At 64.1% G+C, this 15397-nt stretch carries 15 protein-coding genes; 13 read left to right on the plus strand and 2 right to left on the minus strand.

Annotated elements, in window-relative coordinates:
• The first annotated feature begins 98 nt into the window (after positions 1 to 98).
• Positions 99 to 1019 carry a TIGR01212 family radical SAM protein gene (locus LPW11_RS09415; RefSeq protein ID WP_230997867.1) on the plus strand — a complete coding sequence of 307 codons (921 nt, stop codon included), beginning with the start codon at positions 99 to 101 and terminating at the stop codon, positions 1017 to 1019.
• A 152-nt stretch (positions 1020 to 1171) separates the two neighbouring features.
• On the opposite strand, the gene LPW11_RS09420 is transcribed toward LPW11_RS09415, so the two are convergent.
• Both LPW11_RS09420 and LPW11_RS09425 read right to left on the minus strand, forming a co-directional pair.
• Positions 1172 to 2410 (minus strand): BamA/TamA family outer membrane protein, encoded by a 1239-nt coding sequence (locus tag LPW11_RS09420; RefSeq protein WP_230997868.1) that lies wholly within the window; start codon positions 2408 to 2410, stop codon positions 1172 to 1174.
• A gap of 128 nt (positions 2411 to 2538) precedes the next feature.
• Positions 2539 to 3939: a sigma-54-dependent transcriptional regulator gene (locus LPW11_RS09425; protein WP_230997869.1), complete on the minus strand. Its 1401-nt coding sequence runs from the start codon at positions 3937 to 3939 to the stop codon at positions 2539 to 2541.
• Between the two features lie 425 nt (positions 3940 to 4364).
• Between LPW11_RS09425 and flhA the strand changes: the two genes are divergently transcribed.
• The 12 genes from flhA to LPW11_RS09485 all read left to right on the plus strand — a co-directional run bounded on the left by flhA (position 4365) and on the right by LPW11_RS09485 (position 15397).
• Entirely contained in the window at positions 4365 to 6443 is a 2079-nt protein-coding gene (flhA, locus tag LPW11_RS09430; RefSeq protein WP_230997870.1) for a flagellar biosynthesis protein FlhA, read from the plus strand.
• Positions 6433 to 8397: a hypothetical protein gene (locus LPW11_RS09435; RefSeq protein WP_230997871.1), complete on the plus strand. Its 1965-nt coding sequence runs from the start codon at positions 6433 to 6435 to the stop codon at positions 8395 to 8397. Before flhA ends, LPW11_RS09435 begins: the two co-directional genes overlap by 11 nt.
• Positions 8397 to 9290 (plus strand): AAA family ATPase, encoded by an 894-nt coding sequence (locus tag LPW11_RS09440; RefSeq protein ID WP_230997872.1) that lies wholly within the window; start codon positions 8397 to 8399, stop codon positions 9288 to 9290. The genes LPW11_RS09435 and LPW11_RS09440 overlap by 1 nt, the downstream gene beginning before the upstream one ends.
• A complete protein-coding gene (locus tag LPW11_RS09445; RefSeq protein ID WP_230997873.1) occupies positions 9274 to 10026 on the plus strand; it encodes a FliA/WhiG family RNA polymerase sigma factor in 753 nt (250 codons plus the stop codon). Before LPW11_RS09440 ends, LPW11_RS09445 begins: the two co-directional genes overlap by 17 nt.
• An 11-nt stretch (positions 10027 to 10037) precedes the next feature.
• On the plus strand, positions 10038 to 10760 hold the full coding sequence (gene flgF, locus LPW11_RS09450) for a flagellar basal-body rod protein FlgF (RefSeq protein ID WP_230997874.1): 723 nt from the start codon (positions 10038 to 10040) through the stop codon (positions 10758 to 10760).
• 58 nt (positions 10761 to 10818) lie between these two features.
• Positions 10819 to 11607, plus strand: a complete 789-nt coding sequence (gene flgG, locus LPW11_RS09455) for a flagellar basal-body rod protein FlgG (RefSeq protein ID WP_230997875.1) — start codon at positions 10819 to 10821, stop codon at positions 11605 to 11607.
• 5 nt (positions 11608 to 11612) lie between these two features.
• Positions 11613 to 12317 carry a flagellar basal body P-ring formation chaperone FlgA gene (gene flgA, locus LPW11_RS09460; protein ID WP_230997876.1) on the plus strand — a complete coding sequence of 235 codons (705 nt, stop codon included), beginning with the start codon at positions 11613 to 11615 and terminating at the stop codon, positions 12315 to 12317.
• A 35-nt stretch (positions 12318 to 12352) separates the two neighbouring features.
• Positions 12353 to 13012: a flagellar basal body L-ring protein FlgH gene (locus LPW11_RS09465; protein ID WP_230998269.1), complete on the plus strand. Its 660-nt coding sequence runs from the start codon at positions 12353 to 12355 to the stop codon at positions 13010 to 13012.
• Between the two features lie 47 nt (positions 13013 to 13059).
• Positions 13060 to 14151 carry a flagellar basal body P-ring protein FlgI gene (locus LPW11_RS09470; RefSeq protein ID WP_230997877.1) on the plus strand — a complete coding sequence of 364 codons (1092 nt, stop codon included), beginning with the start codon at positions 13060 to 13062 and terminating at the stop codon, positions 14149 to 14151.
• 112 nt (positions 14152 to 14263) lie between these two features.
• The gene (locus LPW11_RS09475) at positions 14264 to 14623 is read left to right on the plus strand and encodes a rod-binding protein (RefSeq protein ID WP_230997878.1); all 360 of its coding nucleotides are present in this window, start codon (positions 14264 to 14266) and stop codon (positions 14621 to 14623) included.
• Positions 14610 to 14903 carry a flagellar biosynthesis anti-sigma factor FlgM gene (flgM, locus tag LPW11_RS09480; RefSeq protein WP_230997879.1) on the plus strand — a complete coding sequence of 98 codons (294 nt, stop codon included), beginning with the start codon at positions 14610 to 14612 and terminating at the stop codon, positions 14901 to 14903. The genes LPW11_RS09475 and flgM overlap by 14 nt, the downstream gene beginning before the upstream one ends.
• Positions 14900 to 15397: a flagellar protein FlgN gene (locus tag LPW11_RS09485; protein ID WP_230997880.1), complete on the plus strand. Its 498-nt coding sequence runs from the start codon at positions 14900 to 14902 to the stop codon at positions 15395 to 15397. Before flgM ends, LPW11_RS09485 begins: the two co-directional genes overlap by 4 nt.

Raw genomic sequence — 15397 nt, forward strand, 5'->3', positions numbered from 1 at the left:
AGTCAAAATACAGGCTTTGATTTTGGTGCGCAACAGAAAAGGATTGTGGTAGAAATGGACGGTCCGGGAAGTCGTACACCCCGGTCACAAAGGGAGTTATGCACCGGTACAATTCTTTTTCTGATGAACTGAAGCGGGTCTTTGGCTGCCGCGTCCAGCGCCTCTCCGTCGACGCCGGTTTCACCTGTCCCAACCGCGACGGAAGCGTCGGTGTGGAAGGATGCATCTTTTGCGGAGGGAGGGGCTCCGGCTCCTTCGGCATCCTGCGCGGCGGCGGTGTGGCGGAGCAGCTGGAACACGCCAAGGAAGTGATGGTCCGCAAATACAAGGCGCACGCCTTCATCGCCTACTTCCAGTCGTATTCCAACACCTACGCCCCGGTCGAGCGGCTGGCGGCGCTCTATGACGAGGCGCTTGCAGTCCCCGGGGTCGTGGGGCTCATCGTCGGCACCCGCCCCGACTGCCTCCCGGACGAGACCCTCGATCTTCTCGCCGTCTATGCACGGCGCTCCTACTTCTGGCTGGAGCTCGGCCTGCAGTCACCCCTTGACGCCACCCTCTCCGCCATCGGCAGGGGACACGACCTCGCCTCCTTCACCGATGCCGTCCGCCGCTGCAAGGAGCGCGGTATCCGCGTCTGCGCCCACATGATCATCGGTCTCCCCGGCGAGTCCAGGGAAGCGATTCTATCGGGAGCTGATCTCCTGAACGAACTGCAAGTGGAGGGGGTGAAGCTCCATCTCTTGCACGTGATGGAAGGGACGAGGCTGGCTGAGCTCTATCGGGAGGGGAGGGTGCCTCTGCTGGAGCGGGATGAATATGTGGGGCTTGTGTGTGACTATCTGGAGCGGCTCGACCCGGGGATCGTGGTGCAGAGGCTGACCGGCGACGGAAACCGCGCGGAGCTCGTCGCGCCGCTGTGGTCGCTGAAGAAGTGGGAAGTGCTCAACTGCATCGACAATGAGCTGGAGAGGCGCGGGAGTACCCAGGGGAGTAAGTGCCCATCTCCGCAGAGGTGATGTAATCAGTCACGCCAGCGGCACCTGCCGGAAACGCTTCGCGTATTCCGGCCTACAAAAGAAGAAGCAGAGAAAGAGGAGGGACACGTGTCCTCCGTTCTCTGCTTCTTTTTTTCTGTGCCTCCATCCCTAGAGGCGGAACGCTCATCTTCCTAGAAGGGATACCCGAGCCCCACGAAAACGGAGGGACCTTCCTTTCCTATGCCGAAATCGACGCGTCCCACTATATTCGGGCGGATGACCGCGCGGAAGCCTACACCGGGGTTGAACTCGAAGCTCCCCGGCGTCGCCTCGGCGAGATTCTCCATTACCGACCCGAGATCGATGAAAGGGGCGAGCTCCCAGTCGGCGCGGACGCCGAAGATCTCCCAGCGGAACAGCCTGATCCGCTCCTCCAGGTTCAAAAGGAGATAGCTGCTGTCGATGAAGCGGTTCCTGCCGTACCCCCTGAGGGTGTTCTCGCCGCCGAGGATGCTGCGCTCCAGGAAGGGAACGGTGTTCCCCAGGGTCTGGCTGTACGCAAGGCGCGCCACGCTGATGTAGCGGGCGTCGTCGAGTGGGTAATATCCTTTCGCCTCCGCCTCGTAATGGTTGTAGGTCTCGCTGCTCCCCAGCCCCTTCAGGCTCATCTCGATCGACCCGCGCAGCCGTATCCCGGTCGTCGGCATGGTCTGCGAATCGAGAGTGTTGTACACCAGGGAGAGCATCTGGGCGTGCGTGTTGAATCCGTCCACCCCGGGGATATCCCCGCCGGGGTAGTCGACGTCGCCGATGAAGGGGATGTTGTGTATCGCTCCCGGCTCGATGTCGACCTTGCGGAAACGCTGCCCCACCACGACCTGCCATTTATCGGAGAGGGAATAGCCTGCGGAGAGGGTGAAGCCGAGCTCCTTGTCTGCATAGTTCGATTCGTTGTCCTTCGAGCTGGTCGACTGGAAGCCGAAGAAGCGGGCAGAGCCGTCGCTGAAGGCATAGACGAAGGCGTTCAGGTCGAGCTTCCCGTCGAGGAAACTCTTGTCCCGGACCCTTAACTCATAGTCCTCGTTGATGCGGGTCGACTTGGAGAGGTTCCCCTCGAAGCTGCGGTAGGAATTGGGGTAGTAGGCGCCGTACAGCGAGGCGGTGACGCCGAAATTCTGGTTGTAGTTTAGCTGCGGGGCGACGAGGGTGCTCACCTCGTCCTTCTCGTTGTGCAGGAGGAACGCCGTCAGCGCCCCGTAGGTGATACCTTCATTCGGGCTGGAAGCTATCACCGGGAGAGGGACCGTGACGACCTTCACCTCGTCTCCCTTCGAGACGGGAATCGGGAAGCTCTTGGCGGGGCGATACGAGGTGCACCCCTGCAGCGAGGTGCACAGGATGATGGCGAGCAGTAGACAGAGACGACGCATGGCTATCCTTTTCCTGCAGAAAAATCGGAAAAAGATAGCGGTTTCCCGCGGCTTTTTCAACAGAAAATGTCGTAATGGAGATGCTGCGGCGCTCCCCCGTTCGAGGAGGGAGCGGCCGTGGAGGGGGCTCAGGCGGCGTCGGAGTCGGGGTGGGCTCCCATCAGGTTTCTTTTTTTCAGCTTCTCGATCAGCGTGGTTCGCTTCACGTTCAGCAGGCGCGCCGCCTCCTTCTTGTTCCCGCCGCTTTTTTCCAGCGCCTGCAGGATGAGGTTCGTCTCGAAGTCCTCCACCGCGCTGTGCAGGGAGAACGGGCCGGCGGGGAGTGCGGGCTGCGGCGAGGTGAAGACCGATGTGGTGCTGCGGTAGCGCTCCGGCAGGTCGCGCGGGGTTATCAATCCTTCCCCCACCACGATCACCAGCCGCTCCACCAGGTTTTCCAGCTCGCGCACGTTCCCCGGCCACGGGTAGCTGGTGAGGATGCGGGTCGCCTCCTGGTCGAAGCCGGTCACCTTCTTCTGGTTCAGCATGTTGAACTTCTGCAGGAAGCTGTTCATGAGGAGCTCGACGTCGCTGCCGCGCTCCCTGAGGGAGGGGAGACGGATCGGTATCACCGAGAGGCGGTAGAAGAGATCTTCCCGGAACGCCTTCGCCGCGGTCAGCTGCTCGAGGTTCTGGTTCGTCGCCGCGATGATGCGCACGTCCACCTTCTTCGGGCGCGGCGCCCCGACAGGCTCCACCTCCCGGTTCTGCAAGACCCGCAGCAACTTCACCTGCAGGTTCGGCTTCATATCCCCGATCTCGTCGAGAAAGAGCGTCCCCTTGTCGGCGGCCTCGAATTTTCCCATCCGCGTCGCCACCGCGCCGGTAAAAGACCCCTTCACGTGGCCGAAGAGCTCGCTCTCCAGGAGGTCGTCCGGAATGGCGGCGCAGTTCACCGCCACGAAGCGGGCAGGGCGGCGGTTGCTGAGGTCGTGGATGGCATGGGCCACCAGCTCCTTCCCGGTCCCCGACTCCCCCTGGATGAGGACGGTGGAGTCGCTCGCGGCGACCTTCTCCAGCATCTCGAACATGGAGAGCATCTTGTCGCTCTCCCCGACGATGTTGCCAAGGAGCGAGCGGTTCTTCGGGGCCGGTTTTTTGTGGAAGAGGTCGGCCTGCAGCTCGTGGTGCTCCAGCGCCTGCGCGATGCATTTCTCCAGCTTCTTCAGATCGAACGGCTTCTCCAGGAAAAAGAGGGCCCCCGCCTGCAGCAGCTGGGCCACGAACGGCTCCTCCGAGTAGCTGCTGTAGGCGATGATGGCGGCGTCCGGGTGGAGAGACTTCAGTTCCTTCACGAAGCCGGTGCCGCTCATCCTCGGCATCCTCACGTCCGCCAGGACGAGGATCACCTCTTCCTTCGCCACCTGCCGCAGCGCCTCGGACGGGTCCGAAAACTGCAGGACCCGGAAGTCCCTGTACTGCAGGAACGCGGCGAGAAAATCGAGAGTCTTTCTGTCGTCGTCGACGATGACCATGGTGCGTGCTTCCATCATATCCCCCGCAGATCGATGCACTCTATCCGCAGACCACTATACCCCAGGTGCACCTTCGGGTGCCAATAAAATGACTTTCAGGTCATCGCCCTCCTCTCCGGAGCCCCATCTCCACCTCCCCCCGCCTCCGGTGGCGCTCTGGGCGCTCCTTCGCCGGTCATCCCCCTTTCCGTGCGGCAGCGATTCCCCTCCGCGGCGGGGAAAGAAGGGGCGCGACGGGGAGGGGAGAAGTTCAGTCAGAATGTTGACTGCCGCCCCTTCTTCCGGCTGCCGTGGCGGCGCGCATTTCCCGGCGATTCCCGCTTTTCCCGGGCATCCGCGGCGGCCGGCGTGACGCCGCGAGAGGCCGATCGGGATGGCACAGCGGTTGCACATCTTGTCGTGCCGGAGCTAACTCCCGGTCGTTAAAAGGAAAAACGGGTATGGTCAATCAAGCAGCGGACGCCTTGCCGGTCCCCTCTGCCAACAAAAATAGCGATATCTACATGGCGGTTGCCCTGATCGGCATCCTTGCGCTCATGATCATCCCCCTCCCGGCGATAATCCTGGACGTCTTTCTCGCCGCCAATATCACCATCGCACTCGTCATCCTCCTGGTTGGGCTCTACACGGTGCAGCCCCTCGACTTCTCTGTCTTCCCCTCCATCCTCCTCGTCACCACCCTCTTCCGGCTCGCCCTGAACATCGCCTCCACGAGGCTCATCCTCCTGCACGGCAACGAGGGGACGGAGGCGGCCGGGCACGTCATCAAGGCGTTCGGGCAGTTCGTGGTCGGGGGGAACTACGTGGTGGGGGCGGTCATCTTCCTCATCCTCATCATCATCAACTTCACGGTCATCACCAAGGGTGCCGGCCGCGTCGCAGAGGTCGCAGCCCGCTTTACCCTGGACGCCATGCCCGGGAAGCAGATGGCGATCGACTCCGACCTCTCCGGCGGCCTCATAAACGACAAGGAAGCGAAGGCACGGCGCAAGAAGGTGGCTCGCGAGGCGGACTTCTACGGCTCCATGGACGGTGCCTCCAAGTTCGTGCGCGGGGATGCGGTCGCCGGGATCATGATCATGCTGGTGAACATCATCGGCGGCTTCGTGATCGGGGTGTGGCAGATGGGGATGCCGCTCGACCAGGCGCTGGCAAACTACACGCTGCTGACCATCGGGGAGGGGCTGGTGGCCCAGGTGCCGGCGCTCATCATCTCCACAGCCGCCGGTATCATCGTCACCCGCTCCGCCGACGAGAACAATTTCGGCCACGAGATCGCAGGTCAGCTCCTCCAATTCCCGAGGGCCTTCCAGGTCTCCGCCGGGGTCCTCTTCCTCTTCGCCCTGATCCCGGGGCTTCCCCACATCCCCTTCTTCCTCCTCTCAGGGGTTTCCTACTTCATCAGCCGCCTCGCCAAGGAGAAGACGGTGGAGGGTGAAGAGGAGGCGCCGGTGGCGGCGACGGAGGAGGATTCCGACCAGATCACCTCCATCCGCCCACTGGACGTCCTGGAGCTGGAGGTCGGCTACGGGCTTGTCCCCATGGTCGACGCGAGCCAGCAGGGAGAGCTTCTGGATCGCATCCGCTCCATCAGGAAGCAGGTGGCGGAGCGGATGGGCTTCATCGTTCCTCCGATTCATATCCACGACAACCTGCAGCTGAAGGCGTACGAGTACAACATCCTCATCAACGGCGCGAAGGTCGGCGGCGGCGAGCTCGCCGGGCAGTACCTCGCCATGGATGCCGGCGGGGCCGCAGGGATGCTGGAGGGTGTCAAAACGACCGAGCCGGTCTTCGGGCTACCCGCCATCTGGATCAAGGGGAAGGACCGGGAGCAGGCGCAGATCTCCGGCTACACCGTGGTGGACAACACCACGATCCTCGCCACCCACATCAGCGAGATCATCAAGAAGCACGCACACGAGCTCATGGGGCGCCAGGAGCTGCAGGCGCTGCTGGACGGCGTCGCCGGGACCCTTCCGAAGGTCGTGGAGGAGCTGGTGCCGAACCTCCTGTCGCTCGGTACCGTGCTGCGCGTGGTGAAGTCGCTCCTGAAGGAAAACGTCTCCATCCGCGACCTGCGCTCCATCCTGGAGACGCTGGCGGACTACGGCACCATCACGAAGGACCCGGAGATGCTCACCGAGTTCGTGCGGCAGGCGGTGGGGCGCTACATCGTGGAACAGTACAAGCGGGATGACGACACCCTGTGCGTCCTCTCCATAGACCGGGAGGTGGAGGAGATCATCGCCGATGCGGTGCAGCTCTCCGAGCAGGGGAGCTACCTCGCCATCGACCCGAACACCGCGCAGCGGATCCTCGCTGCCATCAGAAGGAATGCGGAACGCTTCGACCAGATGGGGGCACTCCCGGTGCTGATTTCCTCCCCTGCGATCAGGCGTCATGTCAAAAAGCTGACGGAACGTTTCATGCCGAATTTGGCGGTTATCTCCCACAACGAGATCCCGCCCAACATAAAAATCCAATCTTTAGGGGCGGTGGGACTAAATGCTGGTTAAAACCTTTCAAGCAAGCGAGATGTCGGAAGCGCTGAGGATGGTGAAGGCCGAAATGGGGCTGGACGCCATGATCCTCTCCTCCAAGAAGGAGAAGAAAAAAGGGGTTATGGGGCTCTTCTCCAAGCCGTACTTCGAGGTTACCGCCGCGGTGGAGCCGAGAGTCACCCCGCGCCCCGCCCCGTACCGGGAGCCGGTGCGTGAGGAGCCGCAGCGCGAGCTCTCCACGAAGGAGGAGTTCCAGAACTCCATGCTCGTACCGCTGGCGCGCGAGGTGAAGGAGCTTCGGAGCCGTATCGAGGCCCTCTCCAAAAAGGAGGAGCAGGCCCAGGCCCAGGCGGCCGCGCCCGCTCCGCCGGCGCTGAAGGGGGCGATCACCGCCGCCGTCGAGGAGAAGGGGTACGCGAAAGACGAGCTCGAGGAGATCAAGAAGCTCCTCATGACCGCGGTCGCCGAGAAGGAGAAGGGAGCGCCGAAGCCGGTCGTCTTCCCGCAGGCGAACGCCGTGCCGGTGAAGGAGGAGGCTTCCCCCCTCTCGGGTCCCGCCACCCGGCAGCAGGAGCAGCTCTCGCAGCTTGCGGCCCAGCAGGCGAAGCTCGCCGCGGAGCGCGGCAAGGCCCAGTCGGAGCTCAGGGTGGAATTCGACGCGGAGCTCGCGGCGGCAAAGCGCGGCATGCAGCAGGCCGAGAAGCTCGCGGCCCAGCAGGCTGAGCTCCTGGTGCAGAAAAACGACGAGCTCGCGAAGGAGCTGCAGGCGGCGATCAACGCACGGCAGGCGGCGGAGCGGATCGCCAGGGAGCAGGCGCAGCTTGCGGCGGAAAAGACCGAGCTCGCGGAGCGGGCACTGGCCTCCCAGGAAGAGGCGCTCTCGGCGCGCGAGGAGGCCCAGGCGGCGAAAGAGCGGGCGGCGCAGCAGGAAGCGCACGCGGCACGGCTGGAGAGCGAGCTCGCGACCGCCCGTGAAGCGGCGGCTGCGGCCCAGCGCCACGCCGAGGAGGTGGCCCAGCGCGCGGCGGAGCTCCAGGCGCAGCAGGAGGCGGAGCTGAACGCGCAGCTCGCCGTGGCGCGCAAGGCGATCCAGCAGGCGGAGCTCCTCTCCGGGGAGCTGGCGCAGCAGCAGGCGGAGATGGTGGCGGCGCAGGCGGCGAAATACAGCGCCCGCGGTACCGGGGGGCACCCGGTCCTCGAGTTCCTCGCCGAGCAGCTCATGTCGGACGAGGTGAACGAGGAGAGTGTCGCGGCCCTCATGGAGCACCTGCGCCCCGCGGCACAGGAGGGGGCGACTCTCGAGGAGCTGAAGGCGCTCCTGCAGGAGGCGTTCGGGAAGACGGTGCAGTGCGCCGGAAGCCTGCGCATGAACAAGGAATGCGCCCGCGTCATGGCGATGGTCGGCCCGACCGGTGTCGGGAAGACGACGACGATAGCGAAACTCGCGGCCATGCACGCCCTCTCCCGCGGCGCGAAGGTCGCCCTCATCACCACCGACAACTTCCGTGTCGGCGCCATCGAGCAGCTGAAGACGTACGCGAAGATCATGGACCTCCCGCTGGAGGTCGTGGTGACTTCCGAGGAGCTCGGCCGCGCCATCGACAAGCACGCCGACAAGGATCTCATCCTCATCGACACCGCCGGGCGCAGCCAAAAGGACAGCGACCGCCTCGACGAGCTGAAGGGGTACCTGGAGGCGCACACCGGGGTGGAGATCTACCTCTGCGTCGCCGCCACCACACGGGGGAAGGAGATCGACGACATCGTGGCGAACTTCGGGGTCCTCCCCATATCGAAGCTCCTCTTCACGAAGATCGACGAGAGCGCGAGTTTCGGCACCATCATCAACGCCAACCGGCGCCACGGTCTTCCCCTCTCCTGGTTCACCACCGGTCAGAAGGTTCCCGAGGATATCGAGGTCGCCACTCCGAGGAAACTGGCGCAGCTTATCATGAAGGAGTCGGCATAGTGTTAGCATGTTCGGAAAAGAGCGCTGAAATCGAAGGGTTGCGCCCCCTCTTCGGAATTCTGGGGGAGCCGCTCCCCCTGGAGCGCACAGGAAAAGGGCCGCGGATCATCACGGTGACCAGCGGCAACGCCGGCGTCGGGAAGAGCTCGGTGGTGATAAACCTGGCGGCGGTACTGGCCAGGGAGGGGGGGCGGGTGCTGGTGGTCGATGCGGATAATGCGTGCACCCTCCTCGGGAAGCGTCCCGCGCACAACCTGTACCACGTCCTCGGCGGGGAACGGCGGCCGCGCGAGATCGTCGTGCAGGACGCCCCGGGAATCGACATCCTCCCGGCAGGGATGGGGGTACAGCAGTACGCGGCCCTCGCCCCGCACGACAGGGGAAGAGTGGTGGCGGCGATGAAGGAGGTCAGTGCGGGGTACGACTTCTTCCTCATCGACACCGGAGCGGGGATCTCGGCGAACGTGACGAGCTTTGCGGTGCACCACCAGGAGATCCTCCTCGTGCTGACGCCGGAACTCTCCTCCCTGACCGACGCGTACGCGCTCCTGAAGACACTCTCCGCGCGCAACGGCTCCATGGCCTTCAGGATTGTGGTGAACAAGTGCAAGAGCGTCGAGGAGGGGGATGCCCTCTTCCGCAAGCTCACCACCATAACCGGCCGGTTCCTGGAGGTTTCCGTCGAATATTTCGGGTGCCTTCTCACAGATGAAAGTTTTGCCGAGGCGGCGCGGCACCGGAAAGCGCTCTGCCGCCTCTTCCCCGATACACCCCCCGCATTGGAATTCGCACGATTGGCGCAAAAGATTACGGCAGAAGGGGGGATCGTTGGCGCCCCCGTGCCGCTGGAGCCGCAGGCTAAGGAGTGGAGAAACCATGAATTGTCTTCTTAAGGCGTATGAACAGGAGGCGCAGCGCGCAGTGCCTCCCAGCAGGGACGAGCTGGTGGTGACCCACCTGCCGCTGGTCAAATTCATCGTGGACCGGATCGCGTCGTCCCTTCCACCGCATCTGGACCGTGACGACTTAAGGAGCGCCGCCGTCATCGGCCTCATCTCCGCAGCCGAACGATTCGACCCCAGCCGGGGGGTGCAGTTCAAGACCTTCGCGGAACAGCGGATCCGCGGCACCATCATGGACGAACTGAGGGCGCAGGACTGGCTCACCCGCAGCCTCAGGGACAAGTTCAAGAGACTGGAGAAGGAGTTCTCGCAGCTGGAGCAGCGGCTGGGGCGCAACCCCTCCAGCGACGAAGTGGCGCTCGCCATGGGGCTGGAGCTGAAGGACTACTTCCGGCTCCTGGAGGAGATCCACCTCCTCTCCTTCGTCAGCCTCGACGACGCCTGGCACGACGAGGACGGCGCCCCCTTTGGCCTCCTGGATGTCCTGGAGGACAAGGGGACGGAAAGCCCGCAGAACCAGATGATCGCGCGCCAGACGGTGGAGCGGCTCGCCGAGGCGATCGACGCACTGCCGGAGAAGGAGCGCATCGTCATCACCCTTTACTACTACGAGGAGCTGAACCTGAAGGAGATCGGGGCGGTCCTCGATCTCACCGAGAGCCGCATCTCGCAGCTGCACAGCCAGGCGATCGTCAGGCTGCGCGGCAAGATGCGCCGGCTCGGCTAGGGGGAGAGAAGATGAATAGCGGCATGTACGCGGCGATATCCGGAAACCTCTCGGCCATGCGCCGGCTGGAGGTCCTCTCCAACAACCTCGCCAACGCCAACACCCCCGCCTACAAGGCGGACCAGCTGAACTTCGAAAGCGTGCTCGCCGGTGTCAAAAGTTCGTCGGAGTCACCGGTCTTTGCGTCGGAGCAGTTCAGCACCGACTACAGCCAGGGATCGCTGCAAAAGAGCGGCAACACCCTCGACCTTGCCCTCGACGGGAGCGGCTTTTTCGTGGTGAACACCCCGAACGGCCCCGCCTATACCCGGCAGGGGAATTTCCACCGCGGCACGGACGGCAAGCTCCTCACCCCGGAAGGGTACGAGGTGCAGGGAAAGAACGGCGCCGCGATCACCGTCGGCGGCTCGCAGATCGAGATCAGCGGCAACGGCACCGTCACCAACGACGGCGCGGCCGGGGGAACCGTGAACGTGGTCGATTTCCCGAAGCCGTACGCGCTGAAAAAGATCGGCGGCGGCCTCTTCGTACCGGCAGACCCGCAGACCGCTCCCCCCCCGACCCCCTCCAACGCGGAGGTGAAGCAGGGGTTTCTGGAGAGCTCCAACGTGCAGGTCGTCGTGGAGATGGCGCGCATGATCGAGGCGAGCCGCTACTTCGAGCAGTGCACGAAGCTCGTGAAGAGCTACGACGACGTCGCCAGCAAGGCTGCAAACGACCTCGGCAGGGTGTAGGCGCGGCTTCATAGGCCGAGCCGGGAATGAAAGAACACATCACAAGGAGAATTTCAAAATGATCAGGGCCCTTTGGACAGCCGCATCAGGTATGCAGGCACAGCAGCTCAACATCGACGTGGTGGCTAACAACCTGGCCAACGTGAACACCGCGGGATTCAAGAAGAGCCGCGCGGACTTCCAGGACCTTATGTACCAGAACCTGAAGAGCACCGGTGCCCCCTCCACCAACGCCACCACCATCCCGAGCGGGATCCAGGTCGGCCTCGGGACGCGCCCCGGATCGGTGACGAAGATTTTCTCCACCGGGAACATCAGCCAGACCGGGAACGACCTCGACGTGGCCATCGAAGGGGACGGCTTCTTCCAGGTGCAAACCTCCGACGGCACCATCGCCTACACCCGCGCCGGCGCCTTCAAGAAGGACGGGCAGGGGCGCCTCGTCACCACGGACGGCAGCCCGCTGACCCCGGAAGTCCTCATCCCGGCGAACGCCACGAAGGTGACGATCGGGAACGACGGGACCGTCTCCGTCCTGCAGGCGGGGCAGAACGCGCCGACGACCGTCGGCACGATCCAGCTCGCCGCCTTCTCCAACCCCTCCGGCCTCAACGCCATAGGAAGGAACCTCTACCTCCCGACCGACTCCTCCGGGACCGCCACCACCGGCACCGCCGGCCAGAACGGGCTCGGGACGCTCGGGCAGGGGTACCTGGAGATGAGTAACGTGAGCGTCATGGAGGAGATGGTCAACATGATCGTCGGGCAGCGTGCCTACGAGATCAACTCCAAGGCTGTGCAGGCGGCGGACGAGATGCTGCAGCAAGCCGGGAACCTGAGAAGGTAACGGCGATGCGCCTTTTCCTCGCGGCCCTCTTCCTCCTTTTCGTGCCGACCGTCTCCTTCGCCGACAGCGGCAACGTGGTGAAGGAGGGGGAGGTGCGCAAGGTCGTCACCGACTTCCTCGCGCAAAAGACGGCGAATCTTCCGGCCCAGACGACCGTGAAGAAGGTCGGCTACAGCGGCGACCTGCAGCTCCCCGCCGGCGCGGTAACGTACGAAGTCATCGCGCCGGAGTCGTGGGAGGGGTGGGGGAGCGCTTCCCTTGCCCTGATCGTGCGGGTCGACGGCCAGGTGAAAAAGAACCTCATCGTACGGGTGGAGGTGGAGGCGCTGGTGGACATGCTCGTCGCCACCCGCACCCTCGAGCGCGGGGAGACGGTCACCGAGGCGGACCTCACGATAGCAAAGCGTGACCTCGCGAAGGTCGCCGGGCGCTTCTGCCGCGACGTGGACGAGGCGGTCGGGAAACGGGTGAAAACGGCGATACGGGCGAACACCCCGGTGCGCGGCGACTACCTCGAGCTTGTCCCCCTGGTGAAGAGCGGGCAGCTCGTCACGGTCCTCGTGGAGAACGAGGCGATCAAGGTCACCACCAGCGGCCGGGCGAAGCTCTCCGGCGGCCTCGGTGAGCTCATCACGGTGCAGAACCCGACCTCCCTGAAAGAATTTCCGGCGCGGGTCATCAACTCGACGACCGTCAAGGTGGATTTCTAGTGACAAAGCAAAAATGGCACAACGCGCCGGTATCCCTGGCGCTTCTGGCGCTCACCCTCCTCCTGGCGGGGTGCGCCCACGAGCAGGCGCAGGTGAGAACCCCCGCCTTCGACGAGCAGATCCCGAAGCCGCAGGTGAACTACGCCTCCGGCTCCATCTGGCAGGCATCCTCCGTGGGGCTCGCCGAGGACCTGAAGGCGCGCCGGCGCGGCGACATCATCACGGTGGTGATCTCCGAGCAGGCGAGCGCCAGCAAGCAGGCGAGCACCGGCACGGGGCGGGACAGCAGCATGAGCGCCGGGATTCCGAAACTCCTCGGCCTCGAGAAGACCCCGATCAAGACATGGATGGATCTCGCCAACATGATCAGCGCGAGCACCAGTTCGAAATTTGACGGCTCCGGGTCAACTTCCCGACAGGAAGACCTGCGGGCGACGATCTCCGCGAAGGTGGTCGACGTGGCGCCGAACGGCAACCTCCTCATCGAGGGGACGCGCAACGTGAAGGTCAACAACGAGGACCAGATCATCGTCCTCACCGGCACCGTGCGCAGCCGTGACATCTCCTCGGACAACACCGTCAGTTCCGCCCTCATCGCCGACGCCAGGATCAACTACAGCGGCAAGGGTGTCATCAGCGACCGCCAGAGCCCTGGGTGGTTGATGAACGTCCTCGACAAGGTCTGGCCCTTCTAGGGTGGACGGTCCGGCTCTTGCGCCTGACCGGCTATAGAGGATCCACAATGAAAGCGCTTTCCACCCTCATACTTCTCCTCGTACTGATCCCGACCTCCGCTTTTGCGGTGCGCATCAAGGACATCGCCGCCTTCGACGGGGTGCGCGACAACCAGCTCATCGGCTACGGCCTGGTGGTGGGACTGAACGGAACCGGCGACACGGACCAGACGAAGTTCCCGGTGCAGTCGCTGGTGAGCGCCTTGGAGCGCAGCGGCATAACCATCAACCGCAACGAGATCACCGTTAAGAACATTGCCGCAGTCATGGTCACTGCGAGCCTCCCCCCCTTCGCGAAGCAGGGGAACCGCCTCGACGTCCTCGTCTCCTCCCTCGGCGACTCGAAAAGCCTTGCCGGTGGCACACTCCTCATGGCGCCCCTTAAGGGTGCCGACCAGCAGGTGTATGCGGTCGCCCAGGGTGCTGTTCTCACCAACTCCTTCTCCTACGGGGGGCAGGCGGCGAGCGCCGTGAAGAATCACCCGACCGCCGGGACGGTCCCCGGGGGGGCGCTGGTGGAGCGGGAGCTTCCGAACGTGCTGGCCAATCACAACGCGCTGCGCCTCAACCTGCGCCAGTCCGACTTCACGACCGCTTCCCGCGTCGCCGCTGCCGTTAACGAGCATTTCCGCGGCGGAGTGGCGAGCCTCACCGACCCGGGGAGCGTGCAGATCACCCTGCCGGACGCCTACCGCGGCCGCACCGTCGAGTTCGTGGCCGAGCTGGAGCGGCTGGAGGTCAATCCGGACGTGGAGGCGCGGGTGGTCATGAACGAGCGGACCGGCACCATCGTTATGGGTGAGAACGTGCGCATCTCCACCGTCGCCGTGTCGCACGGGAACCTGACGGTGGTGGTGAAGGAGAGCCCGCGGGTATCGCAGCCGCCGGCGCTTTCCTCCGGCACCACGAAGGTCGTTCCCAACACCTCGCTGAAGGTGACGGAGGAGCGGGCGAGCCTCTCCCTCATCAGGGAAGGTGCCAATCTCGGAGACGTGGTGCGCGCCCTGAACGCCTTGGGGGTGACCCCGAGGGATCTCATCGGGATCATGCAGGCGATAAAGGCCGCCGGCGCCCTGAACGCAGAGCTCACTGTCATCTAGTCTGGTCCTGCGCCATTAACGATGTAAAATGTAGGCCGGGATAAGCCAAGGCGTTCCCGGCGCAATCCGATGGAAAGAGGGGGCACGCGCCCCTCTCCTGCAGGAGTTCTAAATGGAAATCAAAGCAGCAGCGATACCCGCCTCCGCCCTCCCGGTCGCCGAGCTGAAGGTGCCGAAGACCCTAAAGTCGGCCCCGGAGCCGACCGATAAGGAGAAAGCCGCCATGAAGAAGGTGGCGCACGAGTTCGAGTCGATGTTCGTGGCGATGATGCTGAAGTCGATGCGCCAGACGGTGGGAGAGGACAAGCTTACCGGCGGAGGGCACGGCGAGGAGACGTACCGCTCGCTCCTCGACGAGGAATACGCGGCGCAAGCGGCGAAGAGCGGGACGATCGGCCTTGCGGCCGCCATCGAGAAGCAACTCGCCCAGGGGCTGGTAACCCCGAGGAACAAAGACCGTGCGGATAGATAACGGCATACGCGCCCCCTACGTCGTCGACCTCTCGAGCGTCGCTTCCGCGCGGCCGAAAGGGGTGCGGCAGCAGGGGAGTGCCGCTGACCGGGTGGAGATCTCGCAGCAGGGGAAGGAACTCGCGAGGCTCAAGAAAGAGCTCGGGGAACTTCCGGACGTGAGGCTCGAGCGCGTCGCCCTTGCCAGGCAGCAGATGCAGTACGGGCCGTACCGGATCGACCCGGTGCTGGTCGCGCAGAAGATGATGAAAGAACAGCCTCTCCAGGGGGATGACCTATGAAACAGCAGATAGCGCTTTTGGCGGCAACCTTGAAAGAAGAAAAAACGGTCCTCGGCGAAGTGAGGAGCCTCCTCGAGCAGGAGCAGACGTCTCTTTCCGCACTCGACCTCCCGGCGATGGAGGAGAGCCAGCAGGCCCTGGCGGAGACGCTGGAGAAGCTCGAGCTCCTCTCCCGCGGCTGCCGCAACCAGATATCCTCCCTGGCAGCATCCCTCGGGATCTCCGAGCCGGCGAGCCTCTCCCCGGTGATCGCACGACTGGCGCAGCCGGAGCAGGGGGCGCTTAAGAAGGCGCAGGACGAGGTCATCACCGAGTCGCGCGCGCTCAACAGGGCTCTGGAACTGCACCGGGGGCTCCTGCACGACTCCCTCAGCATGGTGAATTACTCGGTAAACTTCTTCAACCGGCTCTTCAACCCGGTCGATACCTACGGCAACGCAGGGTCGCTGGTGGCCCGCCGCGGCGGCAGCCGCTTCGTCTGCAAGGAGATCTAA

The organism is Geomonas sp. RF6, assembly GCF_021044625.1.
GTDB lineage: Bacteria > Desulfobacterota > Desulfuromonadia > Geobacterales > Geobacteraceae > RF6.